General features: G+C 40.6%; 20 protein-coding genes and 1 other annotated feature. All 20 genes read left to right on the top strand.

What is annotated here, in order from left to right:
* The first annotated feature begins 17 nt into the window (after nt 1-17).
* The 20 genes from V470_05700 to V470_05605 all read left to right on the top strand — a co-directional run bounded on the left by V470_05700 (nt 18) and on the right by V470_05605 (nt 22,451).
* A complete protein-coding gene (locus V470_05700; GenBank protein ID AHZ47918.1) occupies nt 18-668 on the top strand; it encodes a competence protein CelA in 651 nt (216 codons plus the stop codon).
* Nucleotides 652-2,892 carry a competence protein ComEC gene (locus V470_05695; protein AHZ47917.1) on the top strand — a complete coding sequence of 747 codons (2,241 nt, stop codon included), beginning with the start codon at nt 652-654 and terminating at the stop codon, nt 2,890-2,892. The genes V470_05700 and V470_05695 overlap by 17 nt, the downstream gene beginning before the upstream one ends.
* 395 nt (nt 2,893-3,287) lie before the next feature.
* Entirely contained in the window at nt 3,288-3,881 is a 594-nt protein-coding gene (locus V470_05690) for a peptide ABC transporter ATP-binding protein (protein ID AHZ47916.1), read from the top strand.
* Nucleotides 3,878-5,062 carry a membrane protein gene (locus V470_05685; GenBank protein AHZ47915.1) on the top strand — a complete coding sequence of 395 codons (1,185 nt, stop codon included), beginning with the start codon at nt 3,878-3,880 and terminating at the stop codon, nt 5,060-5,062. The genes V470_05690 and V470_05685 overlap by 4 nt, the downstream gene beginning before the upstream one ends.
* A 157-nt stretch (nt 5,063-5,219) precedes the next feature.
* Nucleotides 5,220-5,351 (top strand) — a sequence feature (ribosomal protein L20 leader).
* A gap of 15 nt (nt 5,352-5,366) precedes the next feature.
* Nucleotides 5,367-5,897: a translation initiation factor IF-3 gene (locus tag V470_05680; GenBank protein ID AHZ47914.1), complete on the top strand. Its 531-nt coding sequence runs from the start codon at nt 5,367-5,369 to the stop codon at nt 5,895-5,897.
* Nucleotides 5,898-5,929: 32 nt separating this feature from the next.
* The gene (rpmI, locus tag V470_05675) at nt 5,930-6,130 is read left to right on the top strand and encodes a 50S ribosomal protein L35 (GenBank protein ID AHZ47913.1); all 201 of its coding nucleotides are present in this window, start codon (nt 5,930-5,932) and stop codon (nt 6,128-6,130) included.
* 51 nt (nt 6,131-6,181) lie between these two features.
* Nucleotides 6,182-6,541: a 50S ribosomal protein L20 gene (locus V470_05670; GenBank protein AHZ47912.1), complete on the top strand. Its 360-nt coding sequence runs from the start codon at nt 6,182-6,184 to the stop codon at nt 6,539-6,541.
* Nucleotides 6,542-6,715: 174 nt separating this feature from the next.
* The gene (locus tag V470_05665; protein AHZ47911.1) at nt 6,716-8,380 is read left to right on the top strand and encodes a chaperone HscC; all 1,665 of its coding nucleotides are present in this window, start codon (nt 6,716-6,718) and stop codon (nt 8,378-8,380) included.
* 13 nt (nt 8,381-8,393) lie between these two features.
* A complete protein-coding gene (locus tag V470_05660) occupies nt 8,394-11,165 on the top strand; it encodes a molecular chaperone DnaJ (GenBank protein AHZ47910.1) in 2,772 nt (923 codons plus the stop codon).
* A gap of 97 nt (nt 11,166-11,262) precedes the next feature.
* Nucleotides 11,263-11,643 carry a lactoylglutathione lyase gene (locus V470_05655; protein AHZ47909.1) on the top strand — a complete coding sequence of 127 codons (381 nt, stop codon included), beginning with the start codon at nt 11,263-11,265 and terminating at the stop codon, nt 11,641-11,643.
* 247 nt (nt 11,644-11,890) lie between these two features.
* Nucleotides 11,891-12,691: a dihydroorotate dehydrogenase gene (locus V470_05650; GenBank protein ID AHZ47908.1), complete on the top strand. Its 801-nt coding sequence runs from the start codon at nt 11,891-11,893 to the stop codon at nt 12,689-12,691.
* Nucleotides 12,692-12,701: 10 nt separating this feature from the next.
* A complete protein-coding gene (locus V470_05645) occupies nt 12,702-13,640 on the top strand; it encodes a dihydroorotate dehydrogenase (protein ID AHZ47907.1) in 939 nt (312 codons plus the stop codon).
* Nucleotides 13,641-13,750: 110 nt separating this feature from the next.
* Nucleotides 13,751-16,003, top strand: coding sequence for an endo-beta-N-acetylglucosaminidase (locus V470_05640; protein ID AHZ47906.1), 2,253 nt, complete (start codon nt 13,751-13,753; stop codon nt 16,001-16,003).
* Between the two features lie 148 nt (nt 16,004-16,151).
* Nucleotides 16,152-16,967, top strand: coding sequence for an EbhA (locus tag V470_05635; protein AHZ47905.1), 816 nt, complete (start codon nt 16,152-16,154; stop codon nt 16,965-16,967).
* A 114-nt stretch (nt 16,968-17,081) separates the two neighbouring features.
* The gene (locus V470_05630; protein ID AHZ47904.1) at nt 17,082-17,318 is read left to right on the top strand and encodes a methionyl-tRNA synthetase; all 237 of its coding nucleotides are present in this window, start codon (nt 17,082-17,084) and stop codon (nt 17,316-17,318) included.
* The gene (fabG, locus tag V470_05625) at nt 17,311-18,009 is read left to right on the top strand and encodes a 3-ketoacyl-ACP reductase (GenBank protein AHZ47903.1); all 699 of its coding nucleotides are present in this window, start codon (nt 17,311-17,313) and stop codon (nt 18,007-18,009) included. The genes V470_05630 and fabG overlap by 8 nt, the downstream gene beginning before the upstream one ends.
* Nucleotides 18,010-18,019: 10 nt before the next feature.
* The gene (locus tag V470_05620) at nt 18,020-18,520 is read left to right on the top strand and encodes an NUDIX hydrolase (protein AHZ47902.1); all 501 of its coding nucleotides are present in this window, start codon (nt 18,020-18,022) and stop codon (nt 18,518-18,520) included.
* On the top strand, nt 18,498-19,346 hold the full coding sequence (locus V470_05615) for a PEP-utilizing enzyme, TIM barrel domain protein (protein ID AHZ47901.1): 849 nt from the start codon (nt 18,498-18,500) through the stop codon (nt 19,344-19,346). The genes V470_05620 and V470_05615 overlap by 23 nt, the downstream gene beginning before the upstream one ends.
* On the top strand, nt 19,343-19,783 hold the full coding sequence (locus V470_05610; GenBank protein ID AHZ47900.1) for an RNA-binding protein: 441 nt from the start codon (nt 19,343-19,345) through the stop codon (nt 19,781-19,783). The genes V470_05615 and V470_05610 overlap by 4 nt, the downstream gene beginning before the upstream one ends.
* Nucleotides 19,784-19,904: 121 nt before the next feature.
* Nucleotides 19,905-22,451: an aminopeptidase N gene (locus V470_05605; protein AHZ47899.1), complete on the top strand. Its 2,547-nt coding sequence runs from the start codon at nt 19,905-19,907 to the stop codon at nt 22,449-22,451.
* Nucleotides 22,452-22,464: the final 13 nt, after the last annotated feature.

Genomic DNA, 22,464 nt, shown 5'->3' with positions numbered 1-22,464 from the left:
TTAAGAGAGGAGAAAATATGAAAGCAATTATCGAGAAAATCAAAGAGTATAAAATCCTTGTCATTTGTGCTGGTTTAGGTTTGGCCTTGGGCGGATTTTTCCTACTAAAGCCAACTTCACAAACATCTGTAAAAGAATCAAATTTGCAGGCTGAAGTCGCAGCTGTTTCAAAGGATTCATCGTCTGACAAAGAAGTGAAAAAGGAAGAAAAGGACGAGTCTCCTGAACAAGATTTGATTACGGTAGATGTCAAAGGTGCTGTTAAATCGCCAGGGATTTATGATTTACCAGTAGGGAGTCGTGTTCATGATGCCGTTCAGAAGGCGGGTGGATTGACAGAGGAAGCAGATAGTAAGTCGCTTAATCTAGCACAGAAAGTCAGTGACGAGGCTCTTGTCTATGTTCCAACTAAGGGAGAAGAAGCAGTGAGTCAGCAGACTGCCTCTGGAACGACTGCTTCGACAAGTAAAGATAAGAAGGTCAACCTAAATAAAGCTAGTCTGGAAGAACTCAAGCAGGTCAAAGGCTTGGGAGGAAAACGAGCCCAGGATATTATCGATCATCGTGAGGCAAATGGCAAGTTCAAGTCGGTTGATGAATTAAAGAAGGTTTCTGGTATTGGCGCTAAGACCATAGAAAAGCTAAAAGACTATGTTACAGTGGATTAAGAATTTCCCTATCCCCCTAATCTATCTGAGTTTCCTGTTGCTCTGGCTTTACTATGCCATTTTTGGAGTGTCCTATCTCGCACTGCTAGGTTTTGTTTTTTTGCTTGTCTGTCTCTTTTTCCAATTTCCTTGGAAATCGGCCGGTAAAGTTCTAGCGTTTTGTGGAGTTTTTGGTTTTTGGTTTTTGTTTCAAACTTGGCAACAGACACAAGCTAATCAAAACCTAGTGGATTCTGTTGAAAGGGTACGGATTTTACCAGATACCATCAAAGTCAATGGAGACAGTCTGTCCTTTCGGGGCAAGGCTGAGGGTCGCACCTTCCAAGTTTACTATAAACTCCAGTCTGAGGAGGAGAAAGAGCTCTTTCAGGCCTTAACAGACCTTCACGAGATAGAGATAGAAGGAAAACTTTCAGAGCCTGAAGGTCAGAGGAATTTTGGTGGCTTTGACTACCAAGCCTATCTGAAAACTCAGGGGATTTACCAAACTTTGACTATCAAGAGTATCCAGTCAATGAGAAAGATTAGCAGTTGGGATATAGGAGAAAATCTGTCCAGTTTACGTCGAAAGGCTGTAGTTTGGATCAAGATGCACTTTCCAGATCCTATGCGCAATTATATGACAGGTCTTCTTTTAGGACATTTGGACACGGACTTTGAGGAGATGAATGAGCTCTATTCCAGTCTTGGAATTATCCATCTCTTTGCCTTGTCGGGTATGCAGGTAGGCTTTTTCATGGATGCCTTTAAGAAACTCCTCTTGCGATTGGGCTTAACTCAAGAAAAGTTGAAGTGGCTAACTTATCCCTTTTCTCTTATCTATGCAGGTCTGACAGGATTTTCAGCATCTGTTATTCGCAGTCTCTTGCAAAAGTTACTGGCCCAACATGGTGTTAAGGGTTTGGATAATTTTGCCTTGACGATCCTTGTCCTCTTTATCATCATGCCCAACTTTTTCTTGACAGCAGGAGGAGTCTTGTCCTGCGCATACGCTTTTATCTTGACCATGACTAGTAAAGAAGGGGAGGGACTCAAGGCTGTTGCTAGAGAAAGTCTGGTCATTTCCTTGGGAATATTGCCTATTCTATCCTTCTATTTTGCAGAATTTCAGCCTTGGTCTATCCTTTTGACCTTTGTATTTTCCTTTCTGTTTGATGTGGTCTTTTTGCCACTTTTGTCCATCTTATTTATTCTGTCTTTTGTTTACCCAGTCACTCAGTTTAACTTTGTCTTTGAGTGGTTGGAGAACATCATTCGCTTGGTATCGCAGCTGGCAAGCAGGCCTCTGGTCTTTGGTCAACCCAATGCATGGCTGTTGATTCTACTGTTAGTTTCATTAGCCTTGGTCTATGACATGAGGAAAAACATCAAAAGACTAGCAGGATTTAGTCTCTTTATTGTGGGTCTCTTTTTCCTGACCAAGCATCCACTTGAAAATGAAATCATCATGTTGGATGTGGGGCAAGGTGAAAGTATTTTCCTACGGGATGTAACTGGTAAAACCATTCTCATAGATGTGGGTGGTAAGGCAGAATCTGACAAGAAAATCCAAGCTTGGCAAGAAAAGGCGACAACCAACAATGCCCAGAGAACCTTGATTCCCTATCTTAAAAGTCGAGGAGTAGATAAGATTGACCAGCTAATTTTGACCAATACAGAGAAGGAACATGTCGGTGATTTGCTGGAGGTAACCAAGGCTTTCCATGTCGGGGAGATTTTAGTATCAAAAGGAAGTCTGACACAAAAGGAATTTGTAGCGGAACTACAAGCGACTCAAACCAAGGTGTGCAGTGTGACAGCAGGGGAGAACTTGCCAATTTTTGGCGGTTACTTAGAAGTCCTATCTCCAAGGAAGGTTGGATATGGGGATCGTGATGATTCCTTGGTTCTTTATGGAAAACTCTTGGATAAGAACTTCCTTTTTACTGGGAATTTGGGAAACAAGGGGGAGAAAGACTTGCTTCAGCAGTATCCTGACTTGCAGGTGGATGTCTTGAAAGCAGGCCAACATGGTGCTAAAACCTCATCAAATCCAGTTTTCCTAGAACAGCTCAAACCAGCGATTACTCTCATTTCAGTCGGAAAGAGCAATCGTACGAAACTCCCCCATCAGGAAACCTTGACACGAATGGAAAGTATCAAGAGTAAGATTTACCGAACTGACCAGCAAGGGGCTATCCGCTTTACAGGATGGAATAGTTGGAGAATTGAAACGGTTCGTTAGAAAGAAAAGATGTTATATATTAGTAAAATAAACAAATAATCTGTTGCATAATATAGGGAAAAACGATATAATGAAAGCGTCTCCAATAGTAAAGATATAAATGCAATGAAAACATGAAAAATCAGTAAAACCCGTTTTATTAGCTAGTTTGTTATCTGTTGGTCTTTTTCAATCCATTGCATCTGCTGTAACAGTCACTAAAAAATATTGGTATGATTGGAATACTATGTGGGAATATAGTACTAACTATCACAACCATCAATACATTTCTAGCCCGTTATGGTCTATTCTGAGTATAAAATTGGCGGAGGATGGAATTACAATCGTTATGAGGTCATAAACTACTACAGCGGAGGCTATTAATCGATAAAGAGTGAGAAAAAGGAGGGCTGTATATGATAAATCTTACTCATGTTACCTTAAAAACGCGACAAGTCATCTTGCAAGATGTTGATTTCACCTTTAAAAAGGGTAGGATTTATGGCCTTCTTGCTATCAATGGCTCGGGAAAGACGACACTATTCCGAGCTATGAGCAAGTTGCTTCCCCTTAGTAGTGGACACATCGCAGTTCCTCCTTCTTTGTTTTATTATGAGAGCGTTGAATGGCTGGATGGAAACTTAAGTGGGATGGACTACCTTCGTCTCATAAAAAACATCTGGAAGTCAGACCTAAACTTGAGGGATGAAATTGATTACTGGGAAATGTCTGACTATATCAACCTTCCCATCCGCAAGTATTCCTTAGGGATGAAGCAACGCTTGGTGATTGCTATGTATTTCCTCAGTCAGGCGAAATGCTGGCTCATGGATGAGATAACAAATGGCTTAGATGAGTATTATCGACAGAAGTTTTTTGATAGGCTGGCACAAATCGATAGAAAAGAACAGCTGGTTCTTTTGAGTTCCCACTACAAAGAGGAGTTAATGGAGATTTGCGATAGCATCGTAACCATTCGTCAGGGGCAGATAGAAGAGGTTCCGTTATGAAAGATATTAGCCTATTTTTATTAAAGAAAGTTTTCAAAAGTCGTTTAAACTGGATTATCTTACTTTTATTTGCATCTGTACTCGGTGTTACCTTTTATTTAAATAGTCAGACTGCAAACTCACACAGCTTGGAGAGCGAGTTGGAAACCCGTCTTGTAAAAGATGAGAGAATCGTCAATGAAAATGAAGTGAAGCTTTCCCAAATGTCTGACACCAGCTCGGAGGAATACCAGATTGTTAAAAGTAATTTAGACTCGCAAAAAAATCTTTTGACTCAAAAGAAAGAAATTCTGGCTTTGTTAAAAGAAGGACGCTGGAAAGAAGCCTATTATTTGCAGTGGCAAGATGAAGAGAAGAATTATGAAGTTATGTCAAATCAACCGACTTCTAGCTCTGAATTAAAAATGGCGAGCGACCGCCAACGGAAGATTTACCAAGCCCTGTATCCCTTGAATATAAAAGCCCACAATTTAGAATATCCGACCCACGGGATTGATCAGATTGTCTGGATTTTAGAGGCTATCATCCCAAGCTTGTTTGTGATTGGTATTATTTTTATGCTTACACAACTGTTCGCAGAAAGATATCAAAATCATCTCGATACAGCTCAGTTATATCCTTTTTCAAAAGCGACATTTGCCATGTCCTCTCTTGGAGTTGGGGTGAGCTATGTAACCGTGCTGTTTATTGGAATCTGTGGATTTTCTTTTCTAGTGGGAAGTCTGATAAGTGGTTTTGGACAGTTAGATTATCCATACCCGTTCTATAGCTTAACCAATCAAGAGGTAACTATTGGAAAAATACAAGATGTGTTATTTCCTAGCTTGCTCTTAGCTTTCTTAGCCTTTATCGTCATTGTGGAAGTCGTCTACTTGATTGCTTACTTTTTCAAGCAAAAAATGCCTGTTCTCTTTCTTTCACTCATTGGGATTGTTGGCTTGTTGTTTGGTATCCAAACGATCCAGCCTCTTCAGAGTATTGCACATCTGATTCCCTTTACTTACTTGCGTTCAGTAGAGATTTTATCTGGAAGATTACCTAAGCAAATTGATAATATCAATCTAAATTGGAGCATGGGGATGGTCTTACTTCCTTGCCTGATTATCCTTTTGTTAGTGGGGATTCTATTTATCGAAAGATGGGGAAGTTCACGTAAAAAGGAAGTTTTTAATAGGTCTTAGCGTTCCTATACGGAGGATGAGGAAAAAACTAACACAGAGAGGGAACCGGAATGGTTCTCTCTTTTTGATGCGGACATCAAGAAGAAAACAGAAAGTTTTTTGAAAAAATAACTTTTTATCTTGACAAGGAATAGAAAACTTGGTATCATATAAAAGTTGAGAAAAGCAGAAGTGAGAGCTTCTCGCCTTGTGACATCAAGTTGCCTGGCCCTACGGATGAAAAGTTTCTAAGAAACGCTATCATAACGTGCGGGCTTGTATTATTACGAGTCCGCTATTGTTTTTCTCTAATAATAAAAAAGAGGTGAAAACCATAGCAAAGCAAGACTTATTCATCAATGATGAAATTCGTGTACGTGAAGTTCGCTTGATCGGTCTTGAGGGAGAACAGCTAGGTATCAAGCCACTCAGCGAAGCGCAAGCATTGGCTGATAGTGCAAATGTTGACTTAGTATTGATCCAACCTCAAGCAAAACCGCCTGTTGCTAAAATTATGGACTACGGTAAGTTCAAATTTGAGTACCAGAAAAAGCAAAAAGAACAACGTAAAAAACAAAGTGTTGTTACTGTGAAAGAAGTTCGTCTGAGTCCAACTATTGACAAGGGTGACTTTGACACAAAACTTCGCAATGCACGCAAGTTCCTTGAAAAAGGAAATAAAGTTAAGGTATCCATTCGCTTTAAAGGGCGTATGATCACCCATAAAGAGATTGGTGCAAAAGTTTTAGCCGAGTTTGCTGAAGCAACACAAGATATTGCGATCATCGAACAACGAGCTAAGATGGATGGACGCCAAATGTTCATGCAGTTGGCGCCAGCAACTGACAAAAAATAATTGTCAGAAAGTTAAATAAAGGAGAAAAAATCATGCCAAAACAAAAAACACACCGCGCATCAGCTAAACGTTTCAAACGTACAGGTTCTGGTGGACTTAAACGTTTCCGTGCTTACACTTCTCACCGTTTCCACGGAAAAACTAAGAAACAACGTCGTCATCTTCGTAAAGCATCTATGGTGCATTCAGGAGATTTCAAACGTATCAAAGCAATGCTTACTCGCTTGAAATAATAGCTTAACAGTAAGTAAACAATTCTAGGAAATATTTGGAGGAAATAAAACATGGCACGTGTTAAAGGTGGCGTTGTATCACGCAAACGTCGTAAACGTATTCTTAAACTAGCAAAAGGTTACTATGGAGCTAAACACATCTTGTTCCGTACTGCAAAAGAACAAGTAATGAACTCTTACTACTATGCATACCGTGACCGTCGTCAGAAAAAACGTGACTTCCGTAAATTGTGGATCACTCGTATCAATGCGGCAGCTCGTTTGAACGGACTTTCATACTCACAATTGATGCATGGTTTGAAATTGGCTGAAATCGAAGTTAACCGTAAAATGCTTGCTGACTTGGCTGTTAACGACGCAGCAGCTTTCACAGCTCTTGCAGATGCAGCTAAAGCAAAACTTGGTAAATAATGACAAACTGTTTCATTCTTACTCTCGTGGTTTTACCGCAAGAGTAGGGTGAAACTTTTTTATTTTCCATAAATGATTTTCTATTTTAGAGAGTAAATGACAGATTTTTTCAAAGAAAATAGGATATTTCTTGTATAATAGGAATATCTAAAAAAGATTTGGAGTTTGAAGAAGATGATAGTAGGTATTGATTTAGGAACGACTAATTCTTTAGTAGGGGTATACCAAGATGGCCAGGTCAAGTTGATTCCCAATGCTTTTGGTGAGTATTTGACTCCTTCTGTTGTGGCTTTAGATGACAATGATGAGATTATAGTTGGAAAAATTGCCAAGGAACGCTTGGTGACCCACCCAGATAAGACGGTTTCTCAGTTCAAGCGTTTTATGGGGACTAAGCATGAATTGACACTAGGAAATCGAGCATATAAGGCTGAAGAATTAAGCTCTTTTATCATTCGAAAGTTGGTAGACGATGCAGAGACCTATCTTGGAGAAAAGGTCGAGGAAGTGATTGTTAGTGTTCCAGCCTATTTCAATGATGCTCAACGTTATGCGACCAAACTAGCAGGGAAATTTGCAGGTGTTCAGATTGATCGGATTATCAATGAACCTTCCGCAGCAGCTCTTGCTAAAAGATCTATGGTAAACCAAGAAGATCAATCTTTTATTGTAGTCGATTTTGGTGGTGGAACTCTAGACATTTCAGTTGTGGAGCTTTTTGATAATATCGTCGAAATCGTGTCGATCGCAGGGGACAATCGTTTGGGAGGAGAAGACTTTACTGCGGCTATTGCTGAGGAATTTTTAGTCTCCAATCAATTAACCAAGGATACGATTTCCCTAGAATTTTATAGCAAAATTCTGGTACAGGCTGAAAAGACAAAGCTAGAACTCAATGATAAAGAAGAAGTGAAGATGACGGTTCTGGACCAAGAACAGGAATACACTTTAGACTTGAGCTACCAACGCTTTTATGAGCTTTGTCAACCTCTGCTAGCCCGTGTTAAGGCCGTTTTGGATCGTGCCTTGATGGATGCGCGCTATAGCTATGTATCATCTGATAACTTTGTTCTTGTTGGGGGGACTTCGAAACTCCGCTTGGTTCAAGACTTTTTATCCTACTGTATCAATCAAATGGTGCAGGTATCGGATGATCCCGATCGGATGATTGCGAGAGGTTGTGCCCTTTTAGCAGGAATAAAAGAACGGCAGGGTGAGATACGAGATTTATTACTATCTGATATTTGCCCTTTTACACTGGGGATTGAGATAGTTGGAGACCGTTTTTCGCCGATTATTGAGCGAAATTCTACCCTACCTGCTTCACGCATCGAACAGTACTATACGGCTGAATTGGGACAGAGCCAAGTCAAGATAAAGGTCTATCAAGGTGAGATGATGAAGGCATCGCAAAACCTATTCTTAGGTGAATTAGAAGTTCCCGTCCCTGTTAATACTCGAGTAAATGAAAGTTTCACAGTTCGATTCACCTATGATTTAAATGGAATTTTGGATGTCGAAGTGAAAATTGATTCCACACAGGAAGTTTTTAGTCATGTTATTCTCCAAGATAGTGTTACTCTGACAGAAAAGGAAATCAAGGCTAAGCAAGCAGAGTTGACTCGCTATAAGATCAATGCTCAAGAAACAGAGGTTTATCGTTTCTTGATTGAAAAAGCGAATCGCGTGTACAGTATGCTCTTGGGGAGAAGAAGAGATGAGCTAATGGCTGAAACTAGACGATTTGAAGAAGAGGTCAGTCAAGCATCTGTGTATCATTTGCCAAAACTCTATCAATCATTTTCAAACTATCTAGACTTCCTAGAGCGAGGACTATAAAAGAGGAGACCTTATGAATATATGGGAAACTTTAGGGATAGAGCCAACGACTGACGTCAAGCTTATTAGAAGGCATTATGCTGAACTGGTTAGGCTCTATCACCCAGAAGACCAACCAGAAATTTACCAAGAAATTGTTGAAGCTTACCAAAAAGCCTTGACTTATGCGAGGTCTAGAAACACAAGACCAGAAAATAGTCTAAGAAAAGCGAGTGACTCTCAAGAAGCTAGTGAACTTGAAGAAGAGGCGAATGGAAAGCCTAACTCAAGTCTCAACTTTGAAAACTTGACTGAAGAAACGAAGACTGAGAACGAAGAGTCTGAAAGATCTAGTCTTGATTTTAGTGATTATCAGCAATCAACTGATAAAACCAGCGATTCCTTTAACTTTGAAACCTTTAAAGCAGAAGAGGATGAGCCAAAGTCCCCCCTTAACTTTAGTGACTATGATGAGGAAGTTCAGCTAAATGGAGATTCTGAAGAAAGAGCTACGAGTACCCTCAATTTTGAAACGTTTGGTGATGAAGAGAACCAAGGGCAAGAAGGATTAACAAGGTCTACTCTTGACTTTAGCGGTTATAATGAAGAAACTTATCTGATCCGAAATGCGATTGAAAGTATTGTTGGAAATGACGGTTATAACCAAGAGGAACAAGAGCATCTATGGCGTCAGTTCTTTCATCAGTATCAGTATGATATGGACATTGTTCAATCCGTTTTAGAGGAAATGGATGTTTATATTTTTAACAAACCGGAGCAATTCTCTATCCTCATTCCCTTGCTAGAAGACTATATACCTGACTTTAAGTACTGGGGCTATTACTATAAACTGAAGTATTGGAAAGTTAAAAGAGATATAGTAGAAGAGGAAGGCAGTTCGCTTGAAAGCGCCCATGAAGCCACTGAAGAATTCTATTATTCTTATCAACTTTGCCAAGAAATTCTCCAAGATTCTAACAAAGCAAATCAATTGAGCTCTTGGATAGAGTTTTTCAAGCACCCCTATCTGAGCTTTATGGTCTTAGATCAAGTAAATCAAAATCGTCAAATAATCAAGAGTGTGCCAGTTTTAACCTATATCCTGGAAAAAAACCGACAAGTCATATTTGAAGAGGATTATCCACTCTTGAATGACTTGGCTGATTACTTAGACGAAGTAAAAGGGGAGCTGGGAGAAAACGTTGACTTTAGTCACTACTCTCTAGATAATCCAGATGAAGTTGAGGCAGCCTTCTATGAGTTGCTCCATGCTCGCTATGAAGACGACTACAAACTGTTACGTGATTGGCAATACCTTTTTGAAACAGTTAAAAATCACAATCTCCTACTTGATTTGTTAGAAAAGGTGGACGTCTATCCTTTAACCAATGCGAAAGTGTTAGCCCTCGTTCTCCAATTTGTAGAGCGTTACAGAGATGAGGAATCAAATCCATATCTGAAAAAGCTTCATTTTTGGAAGAGTATCCATTCCTATCCTTCAGTGGTAGAGGAGTACGCACTAAATAAAAAAGAAAATTTTGATTACTGGTACAATGAAGGTTATCTTTATATGGATAAGCTCACCAAGAGCGATGAAGATATCAATGATTGGGAGAAGTGGAGAAGCTACTTTAAAGGAAGACCACGTATTCTAACGATTTTACTTCAACAGATCTATAAGGAGTACCATCGATTTACAGATGGCGAGCTCCTGAGATATATTTTAGCTCCTTTTCCTACTTCTAAAATGGCTCCCCAAATGATGACGGAGGAGACAGACCAGAAACTAGAAGAGATGACGACTTATGCCTATGAACTTAGTCATCCAAAGGCCAGACTCTCTTATTTGGATTGGAAAAAAAGACAGGTCTTTAAAAATAAGTTTCTTCAGATTTTCTTTGGCCTCTTTACGATTGTGAGTTTGCTGCTCAGTATTATAGAGAGACCTGGTTATAATTCATGGGTTCATGCTGGTATATTTTCTCTCTTTTACGTCTATATGCTAAAATTAAGGCAAACACAGATTGAGGAAGGAGTGACAGCTAGGGGTTCAAAACGAAAATTCTACCACAGTCCCCATCTATGGTTCCTATTCATCTTGTTATTGCTCCTCGTCACTCCATTCTTACCGTTTGGTCTCATTGGGACCCTTATTTTCATTACATTTTTCTGTCTCATCGATGGTTTCCAGGTGAGTCAAGGGCTGAAGTGGGATTATTCTTTGGATAAGCTGATTCCTGTCGGTATCTTTCTTTCTGCTGGCTTCTTATCTGCTTTGGTAAATCGAAGCCAGATCATTTCCGGAGTTGCAATGATGTACTTCCATATTTTTGTAATCCTTGTGATTTGCTTGTCTTTTACACGATTTAGTCCCGGATTTCCAACATCATTGAAAAAAATTCTCCTTCCAGCAATCTTGGGTATCCTACTCTTTCAATTATTGCCTTTCGTTCACAGCCGCTTAAACCTCTTTAATCCAACTATTCTACGAAATGAAACGCTGGCCATAACCGTTATCCTCTTGTTAAATGGAATTGTCTTGTCTTATTTTACAAAGGAACAGGGCTTCATGATTGGTGTGAAGAAGGTCTTTATGATTTATGGCTTGCAGATCTTTATTTTCCTAAGAAGACTGTTCCGAATCCTATTCGCACTTATACCTGATTTTAGCAAAATTCATTTTGAAAAAGACCTGTTAATCTTGAATAGCGAATTTGCTTTCTACTTCCTCGAGGGACTTTTTGTCCTGATCATGCTTTTCCTTATTCGCAATATACGCAAGGAAAATCGTAAAAGTGTTGCTTAGAATGAAAGCGTAGAGAAGAGGACTCTAGTTCAAGTTTCTAGTAAATTTTCCTGAATAAAGGTATAATGGAACTATTAAAATGAAAGAGGTAATGAAGATGGCTTCAAAAATGCTACACACTTGCTTGCGAGTAGAAAACCTTGAAAAATCAATCGCTTTTTATCAAGATGCTTTTGGTTTTAAAGAATTGCGTCGCAGAGATTTTCCAGATCATGCTTTTACCATTGTCTATCTAGGACTTGAGGGGGATGACTATGAGTTGGAGTTGACTTACAACTATGATCATGGACCTTATGTTGTGGGTGACGGCTTTGCTCACATCGCTCTAAGTACACCTGACCTTGAGGCCCTACATCAAGAACATAGCGCTAAAGGCTATGAGGTGACAGCCCCTAATGGACTTCCAGGAACTCAACCAAACTATTACTTTGTCAAGGATCCTGATGGGTACAAGGTCGAAGTCATTCGTGAAAAATAATCCAGTAAGGTCAAGTAGAATGTTCGTTTTCTACTTGACTTTTTTTCTTTGAAAGAGTATACTAATACAAATTTAACCTTTAAGGGGAGTCCAGAGAGACTCACAAGGTGTCAGATAAAAGGGATAAGGGGACTCTCTGTGGAGACTTTTTAAGTGTGCGCATGAGTTCTAGCCTAACCCAACTGAGGCCTTGCATTAGCAAGGCCTTTTCTTTATCTGGTCCCCTTAAATTTAAGGAGGAAAAGTCATGAATCCCACATGTAAGAAGCGTTTGGGTGCCATTCGTTTGGAAACCATGAAGGTGGTCGCACAAGAGGAAATTGCGCCAGCAATCTTTGAATTAGTCCTAGAAGGGGAGATGGTTGAAGCCATGCGAGCCGGCCAATTTCTTCATCTGCGTGTGCCTGATGACGCCCATCTCTTGCGCCGCCCTATTTCAATTTCGTCTATTGACAAAGCAAACAAGCAGTGTCACCTTATTTATCGGATTGAGGGGGCTGGGACAGCTATTTTTTCAACATTAGGTCAAGGAGATAGTCTTGATGTGATGGGGCCTCAGGGAAATGGGTTTGACTTGTCTGATTTAGACAATCAGAGCCAAGTTCTCCTCGTTGGTGGGGGGATTGGTGTTCCACCCTTGCTTGAGGTGGCCAAGGAATTGCATGCGCGTGGGGTGACAGTAGTGACAGTCCTCGGTTTTGCGAATAAGGATGCTGTGATTCTCGAAACCGAATTGGCCGAGTATGGTCAGATCTTTGTAACGACAGATGATGGTTCTTATGGCATTAAGGGAAATGTATCTGTTGTCATCAATGATTTAGACATTCAATTTGATGCTGTTTACTCATGTGGGGCTCCTGGAATGATGAGGTATATCAATCAAACCTTTTATGATCATCCAAGAGCCTATCTATCTCTAGAATCTCGTATGGCTTGTGGGATGGGAGCTTGCTATGCCTGCGTTCTAAAAGTGCCAGATAGTGAGACCGTCAGCCAACGCGTCTGTGAAGATGGCCCTGTTTTTCGCACAGGAACAGTTGTATTATAAGGAGAAAGTCATGACTAACAAACGTTTACAAGTTTCTCTACCGGGCTTGGATTTGAAAAATCCCATCATTCCAGCATCAGGCTGTTTTGGTTTCGGCCAAGAGTATGCCAAGTACTATGATTTAGACCTTTTAGGCTCCATTATGATCAAGGCAACGACACTTGAACCCCGTTTTGGGAATCCTACTCCCAGGGTTGCAGAGACACCTGCCGGTATGCTCAATGCAATCGGTTTGCAAAATCCTGGTTTAGAAGCTGTTTTAGCTGAAAAGTTGCCTTGGTTGGAAAGAGAATATCCAAATCTTCCCATTATCGCAAATGTTGCAGGCTTTTCAAAACAAGAGTACGCTGCCGTTTCTCGAGGAATTTCCAAGGCTGCAAATGTAAAAGCTATCGAGCTCAATATCTCATGCCCCAATGTGGATCATGGCAATCATGGACTTTTGATTGGGCAAGACCCTGGTCTGGCTTATGAAGTGGTAAAAGCGGCTGTGGAAGCCTCTGATGTGCCAGTCTATGTCAAGTTAACCCCTAGCGTGACGGATGTTGTCACCATCGCCAAAGCCGCAGAAGATGCGGGAGCAAGTGGCTTAACCATGATCAATACTCTAGTCGGTATGCGCTTTGACCTCAAAACAAGAAAACCAATCCTAGCCAATGGAACAGGTGGAATGTCTGGACCAGCAGTCTTTCCAGTAGCCCTCAAACTCATCCGACAAGTAGCCCAAACAACAGACCTGCCCATCATTGGAATGGGAGGAGTTGATTCGGCTGAAGCTGCTTTAGAAATGTATCTGGCTGGTGCCTCTGCCATCGGAGTTGGAACAGCTAACTTTACCAATCCATATGCCTGTCCTGACATCATCGAAAATCTGCCAAAATTCATGGACAAGTATGGCATTATCAGTTTGGAAGAACTACGCAAGGAAGTCAAAGCCAGTCTGAGATAAGCTAGGTCTTCCTTATCGTCAACAAGAAATAGAATCTTCATCAATTTGTAATATTTCCGTCGATTAACTATGTTACAATAGGGTTTAGAAAACGTTATTGGAGCATTTAAATGAAACGATGGAAAGTGGCCCTAGTAAGTGCTGGCTTATTGGGGTGTTTTTTTACTGTAGTGGAGACAGCAAAAGCAGAAGAGGGAACTTGGCAAGGAAAGACCTACCTCAAAGCAGACGGGAAACCAGCAACCAACCAATGGATCTATGACCAAACGCAACAGGCCTGGTTTTATTTAACAGCTGATGGAAATCGTGCTGAGAACGGCTGGTTGACTGTTGCTGGTAAGGATTACTATTTTAACGAAGCTGGAAAATTAGCTACAAAAACGTGGATTGGCCAGTACTATGTGACTGAAAGTGGTGCTAAAGCCAAGGAACAGTGGGTATTTAATCAGGAACAAGAATCCTGGTATTATCTTAAGACTGATGGTCAGAAAGCTCAAAAAGAATGGATTCAACAAGGTCAAGAAAAATATTACCTTAAAGAAGACGGGAAAATGGCCAAAGATGAGTGGATCACTCAAGGTGAGAACCAGTACTACATCAATTCACAAGGTAAAATGCTGAAAAATGCTTGGCTTGGTAAGAGCTATATATCAGAAAATGGTAATAAGGTTAAACAAGCCTGGATTTATGATGACAACTATAGTAGTTGGTTCTACCTTCAACAAGATGGTACCTATGCTGAAAATGGCTGGTTAACCATAGATGGGAAGGACTACCATTTTAAATCAGGCGGTTATCTTTCTACTGAACGTTGGATTGATCGCTTCTATGTTGCCAAGAGTGGAGCTAAATTGAAATCGGAATGGCTCTTTGATAAGAATTATGATGCTTGGTTTTACTTGAAAGCTGACGGAACCTATGCCGAAAAAGGCTGGGAAACGATTAAAGAAAAAGATTACCATTTCAAATCAGGCGGCTATCTTTCTACCGAGCGCTGGATTGACCGCTTCTATGTTGCTAAAAGTGGAGCCAAACTGAAATCGGAATGGCTCTTTGACAAGAATTATAACTCTTGGTTTTACTTGAAAGCTGACGGAACCTATGCTGAAAAAGGTTGGCAAACCATCAAAGGCAAGGATTACCATTTCAAATCTGGTGGCTACCTCTCTACGGAAACTTGGATTGACCGTAGTTATGTGACAAGTAGTGGATCAAAAGCTGGTAAAGGATGGCTCTTTGATAAGAATTATAACTCTTGGTTCTATATTAACTCTGATGGAAATTATGCCAATAAAGAATGGCTCTGGGATAATGGTTACTACTATCTCAAATCTGGTGGTTATATGGCTGCGAGTGAGTGGGTATGGTACAAGAACAATTGGTTCTACCTCAAGTCGAATGGAAAGATGGCTGAAAAAGAATTAATCTACGATTCATCCGACCAATCATGGTATTACCTTAAATCCGGCGGTTATATGGCAAAAAATGAGACTGTGGATGGTCATACCTTGGATGCTTCTGGTAGATGGCATGTTGCGGATAAAACCAAATATTACAAAGTTAAACCAATCACTGCCTATGTCTATAGTGCATCTGGAGAAATCTTGAGTTACATTAACCAAGGAAGCATTGTTTCACTGGATAGCTCGACGCGAAAAGGCGGCCGACTTGCAGTTTCGATTTCTGGCTTGTCTGGCTATATGAACCAAAGTGATTTAACAGCAGTAGATGAAGGTAGCGAGTTTATCCCTCATTATACTAGTGATGGGAAATTCCTCTACCATGAACTCTCTCCTTATACGAGTATCAAAGTAGCTCCACATACTTCTGCTATGGTTATTGGTAAGAAGTACTACTCAACTGATGGAGAGCACTTTGATGGCTTTACCATTAAAAATCTTTTCCTCTATAAAAACTTGAGAGAACCAAGTAATTATAGTGCAGCTGAGTTGGATAAACTGTATTCGATGATGAACTTGCAGGATAGTCCTCTCGCAGGTAAAGGAGCGACTTTCAAAGAGGCTGAAGAACGTTATGGCGTCAATGCCCTTTACTTGATGGCCCATAGTGCCCTTGAAAGTGCTTGGGGTCGCAGTCAAATTGCCAGAGATAAGAACAACTTCTTTGGTATTGCCGCTTATGATACGAGCCCATATCTCTCAGCCAAGAGCTTTGATAATGTGGATAAAGGGATTCTAGGAGCTGCCAAGTGGATTCGTGAGAATTACATCGACTACGGCAGAGACCACCTTGGAAACAAGGCAACCGGAATGAATGTTCGCTATGCTTCCGATCCTTACTGGGGTGAGAAAATAGCCAGCATCATGATGACTATCAATAGCAAACTTGGTTGGAAAGACTAATCAAAAGAAATCAACGGTAACTACTGAAAAGTGGTTATCGTTTTTGTATATCTTGCAATAAGTTGATTCTATAGCTTTTTACACTTGAAATATTTAAAACAATATATTAAAATATAGAGGAGATTATTTATAAATTGAGGAGTTTAAAATGAAGAAATCAATGATTGTTGGGCTTATTACTTTTATTGCTTTAGGTTTGGCAACAGGATACTATTTCTTATCCTATGCGCCTCATCAAGCTGCTGTAACTAAGTTTGAAGATGTAGTAAAGGATTTAAATGAAAAGAATAAAGAAGTTGAAGATCAAATAGCTGAGGCTGAAAAGGTTATTGAGAATAATGAAGAACCTCTTGATTTTAAGACATTGGAAGAATTGAAATCAACTATAAAGGATAGCAAAGATTCACTTCGTAAAGAACCAGAAATGGAGAAAGCGACTGCTAAGATTGAGAAGCAAATTGAAGAATTAAGTCAACCATTAGATTATAGTGAAACAAAAAAGAATTTGTCTGAAAAATTGACTCACTATCAAAATAGCATTCTTCAATTAAAACAAATTACAAATCCTTCTAGTTCTTTTATTGAAGAAAGACTTAAAGAAATAGAATCAATTACTGGAGTACAATCTGTTACGGAGGATAATGACCCTAATAAAAAATTAAATAAACAAGGAGGATATACAGCGTCTGTATATTTTGTTGACAAGCAAGTGACTGAATCTGTAGAAGGCTCGGATATTGTTCATAAAGGCAATGATGTTGGAGGAAATATAGAGGTGTATAAGACAAAAGAAGATGCAGAAAAGCGCAATACTTATATTAGTGCTTTTGATGGAACTGCTTTAAATCCGGGATCCCACTATGTTTATGGAACCATATTAATTCGCACTTCGCACCATTTAACAGGAGCACAACAGAAAGAACTGACTGAGAAAATCTACAATAAATTAATTGAACTGAAATAATTAAAGAATTGGATAGCTATTTGTTTTATTGAACTAAGATACAGTCAAAAAGCCGTTGGAAAACGGTTTTTTTGTTATAATTAATTGAAGAATGTAGAATTAAAGGAGAACAACATGACATTTGAAGAAATCCTGCCTGGGTTAAAGGCCAAGAAAAAATATGTACGCGCTGGTTGGGGAGGGGCTGAAAACTATGTCCAACTCTTTGACACTATCGAACAAAACGGGGTTGCACTTGAAGTGACGCCTTATTTTCTCATCAACGTGTCTGGAGATGGCGAAGGCTTTTCCATGTGGAGCCCGACACCTTGTGATGTTTTAGCGACGGATTGGGTAGAAGTGCGTGACTAGACGTGTATTGATTACAGGTGTAAGTTCAGGGATTGGTCTGGCTCAAGCTCGACTCTTTTTAGAGAAGGGTTATCAAGTTTATGGAGTTGACCAAGGTGAAAATCCACTCTTACAGGGTGATTTCCACTTTTTACAGAGAGATTTGACCTTGGACTTGGAGCCAATTTTTGACTGGTGTCCTTATGTGGATGTTTTGTGCAATACTGCTGGAGTTTTGGATGATTACAAACCCCTATTGGAACAATCAGCGCAGGAAATTCAAGAGATTTTTGAAATCAACTACGTGACTCCTGTTGAGTTGACTCGGCATTATTTGACACAAATGTTGGAAAATAAAAAAGGAATCATCATCAATATGTGCTCCATAGCTTCGAGCCTAGCTGGCGGAGGGGGTCACGCCTATACCTCGTCTAAGCACGCCTTAGCTGGCTTTACCAAGCAGTTGGCTCTAGACTATGCTGAGGCTGGTATTCAGGTCTTTGGGATTGCTCCAGGAGCAGTCAAGACAGCTATGACCGCTGCCGACTTTGAACCAGGTGGATTGGCTGACTGGGTGGCTAGTGAAACGCCAATCAAGCGCTGGATTGAGCCAGAGGAAATAGCAGAGCTTAGTCTTTTCTTAGCAAGTGGAAAGGCGAGCGCCATGCAGGGACAAATCCTGACCATTGATGGTGGTTGGTCGTTGAAGTAGGAGGAGTTGGATGGAAATCAAAAAACACTTTGGAGTTTATGCTGTTTGCTTTGAAAATGGGAAGTTACTCTGCATTGAAAAAACGAGAGGCCATTATCAACATCGTTATGATCTACCCGGAGGCAGTCAGCAACTTGGTGAAGGATTGACGGAAACGCTGATTAGAGAAGTTATGGAAGAGACAGGATTTACTGTTAGAAGCTACTCAAATCCTCGAATCTACGATGTTTTCGTCAGGGAAGAGTTAAAAAATTTTATGGTTCACCATATCATGGCATTTTATGATATTGAGGTCAACGAGAAGGAACCTCAGGTTACGATTTCGGATGCTGTGTCTGATGGTGCGAATGATTCACTCGGATATGTTTGGATGGATATTCAGAAAATCATAGAAGAAAATGTTTCACCATTAGTCTTGAAGGTTAAGTCTGAATTATTAGGATTTGCAGAGCTGGACAAGACCTTGTATATGAATTGGAAGGTGAGAGATGAGAAACCAACTTGTCCTTAGTGGAGAACAAATTGTTGAAAAAGTTTATCCTCAGTTATTGCACCACGTCGGTATGATTCGTGGAGAATATTTGTTGAGAGAGCTTAATCAGAACATCCTATTAGCAAGTTGCCAGCAATTTGTAAAAGATTATCTAGATACCATTTGCTCCTTGTACTCAGACGAAGAGGTTTGGTATCGTTTTTCAGAGTTAACAAATACAGAAGCTAATTGTTTAGAGGGGACTAAAGAGCATTTTGATGAAAATCATCCCTTGTTTGGTTATAGAGGAACTAGGCGCTTGCTGGCGTGTCCTGATGAATTTCAGGCTGAAGCACATGTCGTTACAGAAGTTTATCAAACAAATCCCAATCTGTCTGTTATCTTTCCTTTTGTCAATGATGCTGAGCAGTTAAAGCAAGTTATTAGGGTATTACGTCAGCATGGTTTTACTGGAAAAGTCGGTACAATGATTGAATTACCGTCAGCTTATTTTGACTTGGACAGGATACTGGAAACTGGTATTTCAAAGATTATAGTTGGAATGAATGATTTGACTTCTTTTGTTTTTGCGACTGTGAGAAACAGTCAATGGCATGATATGGAAAGTCCAATAATGTTAGATATGCTGAGAGATATGCAGGATAAAGCAAGGATGAAAAAGATTGACTTTGCTGTAGCAGGCTATCTGAATGCTTCTTTCATACAAAAAATGAATCAGACGGGTATCAAGTGTATTATCCACTACAGTTCTATTCCAGAGATTTTTAATTTAGAGATTGATCATCCAGACCATCTCAAACGTATAAAAGAAGTAAGTAAAAAATTACAAAGGAGCAACCCATGACACCGCAAGAAATGTGGAATGCATACAAGCAAATCAACCCCTCTATCGGAGATGAGATAGATGCCTGGGCTTTTGGAGTGGAAGCAGATCTCTTGGCAGATTTGGTTTTAAAAGGCGAAAAGACAGCAACTGCCTCGGCCTACGACCTCTACGCAATAGAGGATGAACCTCTTCCGCAAGAAGGGACCTTCGATGTTATTTTAGACAGTCAAGATCAGGCTGTCTGCATTGTCGAAATTACAAAGGTTTCCGTTCAGCCTTTTCATCAAGTGTCAGCCGACCATGCCTATAAGGAAGGGGAAGGTGACAAATCCCTAGCCTATTGGCGTCAGGTTCATGAGGAATTCTTCACGGAGTGGCTGGAGGAAGCGGGCTTGACTTTTACGCCTGACAGCAAGGTTGTATTAGAAGAATTTCGCAAGGTCTACCCTCTGTAGACCGCTAGTAGAAAGAAAGTTTTGGAAATCACCGTCCAATCCTTTTTTCTTAAGCAAAACATGATATAATAAGTTTGTTTGAATAAGAGTAAAACTCTTAAACTTAGAATAGGAGAAAACTATGCAAGCAGTTGAACATTTTATTACGCAATTTGTTCCTGAACATTATGATTTATTTTTGGACTTGAGTCGTGAGACCAAGACCTTTTCTGGAAAGGTGACTATTACTGGTCAAGCACAGAGTGACCGTATTTCCCTTCACCAAAAAGATTTGGAAATCGCTTCTGTAGAAGTTGCGGGTCAAGCTCGTCCATTTACAGTTGATCATGAAAATGAAGCCCTTCATATCGAACTGGCTGAGGCTGGTCAAGTTGAAATGGTCATCGCTTTTTCAGGAAAAATTACAGACAACATGACAGGTATTTACCCTTCTTACTACACAGTGGATGGTGTCAAGAAGGAAGTCTTGTCTACTCAGTTCGAGAGCCATTTTGCGCGTGAAGCCTTCCCATGTGTGGACGAGCCTGAAGCCAAAGCAACTTTTGACCTTTCTCTACGTTTTGACCAAGCAGAAGGTGAATTGGCCTTGTCAAACATGCCTGAGATTGATGTTGAAAACCGTAAGGAAACGGGTATCTGGAAGTTTGAGACAACACCTCGTATGTCTTCTTACTTGTTGGCTTTTGTTGCTGGTGATTTGCAAGGGGTAACAGCTAAAACTAAAAACGGTACCCTCGTAGGTGTCTACTCAACCAAAGCCCACCCGCTATCTAACCTTGATTTCTCACTGGACATCGCCGTTCGCTCAATTGAGTTTTACGAAGATTACTACGGAGTTAAGTATCCAATTCCTCAATCGCTCCACATCGCCCTTCCTGACTTCTCAGCAGGTGCTATGGAAAACTGGGGTCTTGTGACCTACCGTGAAGTTTACTTGGTTGTGGATGAGAACTCAACCTTTGCTAGCCGTCAACAAGTTGCCCTAGTTGTAGCACATGAGTTGGCCCACCAATGGTTTGGAAACCTCGTGACTATGAAATGGTGGGATGACCTTTGGCTTAATGAAAGCTTCGCTAACATGATGGAATACGTCTGTGTGGATGCCATCGAGCCAAGTTGGAATATCTTTGAAGACTTCCAAACAGGTGGTGTGCCGGGAGCACTTAAACGTGATGCGACGGATGGCGTTCAGTCTGTCCACGTCGAAGTTAAACACCCAGACGAAATCAATACCCTCTTTGATGGTGCTATCGTCTATGCCAAAGGAAGCCGTCTCATGCACATGCTTCGTCGTTGGCTCGGTGATGCGGATTTCGCTAAAGGCTTGCATGCTTACTTTGAAAAGCACCAATACAGCAACACCATTGGTCGTGACCTTTGGAATGCCCTTGGACAAGCATCAGGACGTGATGTCGCAGCCTTCATGGACTCTTGGTTGGAACAACCTGGTTATCCAGTTCTCACTGTCAAAGTTGAAAATGATGTCTTGAAGATTTCACAAAAACAATTCTTTATCGGTGAACACGAAGACAAGAACCGTCTCTGGGTGGTGCCACTGAACAGCAACTGGAAAGGATTACCAGATACACTTGAAACTGAAAGTATCGAAATCCCTGGCTACGCAGCTCTTCTTGCTGAAAATAAAGGAGCACTTCGTCTCAACACTGAAAATACAGCCCACTACATTACAGACTATCAAGGAGACTTGTTAGAAGCTGTTCTTGCTGAGCTAGAGACACTTGATAATACAAGCAAACTGCAAATCGTTCAAGAACGTCGTCTTCTTGCTGAAGCAGGGCACATTTCTTATGCGGACTTGCTCCCAGTCCTTGATAAACTTGCTAAGGAAGAGTCTTACCTTGTTGTTTCAGCTGTTTCTCAAGTAATTTCTGCCCTTGAACGCTTTATTGATGAAGGTACAGAAGCTGAGAAAGCCTTTAACAGTCTGGTTGCTAAATTGGCTCGTCACAACTATGCCCGTCTTGGTTTTGAAGCCAAAGATGGAGAATCGGATGAAGACGAATTGGTTCGTCAGTTGGCCGTTTCTATGATGATTCGCTCAAATGATGCAGAAGCTAGTCAAGTCGCTAGCCAAATCTTTGCAGCTCATAAGGAGAATCTTGCAGGCCTTCCAGCAGCAATTCGTGCTCAAGTTCTTATCAATGAAATGAAACACCATGAGACCAAGGATTTGGTCGCAACTTATCTGGACCTCTACACTCAAGCGACAGATGCTGTTTTCAAACGCCAGTTGGCAGCTGCTCTAGCATATAGCACAGATGCAGAAAATATCCAAACCTTGATTCGTTCATGGAAGGATAAATTTGTGGTGAAACCACAAGACTTGTCTGCTTGGTATTACCAGTTCCTAGCTCATCAAACAACTCAAGAAACTGTTTGGGTATGGGCGCGTGAAAACTGGGATTGGATTAAGGCGGCTCTTGGTGGAGACATGAGCTTTGATAGCTTTGTTATCCTACCTGCCCATGTATTTAAGACTGAGCAACGCTTGGCGGAATACAAGGAATTCTTTGAGCCCCAACTCTCTGACCTCGCTCTGAGCCGTAATATCGGTATGGGAATCAAGGAAATTGCAGCGCGTGTTGACTTGATTAAGCGTGAGAAAGCAGCAGTAGAAACTGTTGTAGCTCAATATGCTAAAGCTTAATTCGTTTATGTAA

The organism is Streptococcus sp. VT 162, assembly GCA_000688775.2.
Lineage (GTDB): Bacteria > Bacillota > Bacilli > Lactobacillales > Streptococcaceae > Streptococcus.
The sequence above is the reverse complement of the archived record's forward strand: the minus strand, read 5'-3'. Positions and strand labels throughout refer to the sequence as shown.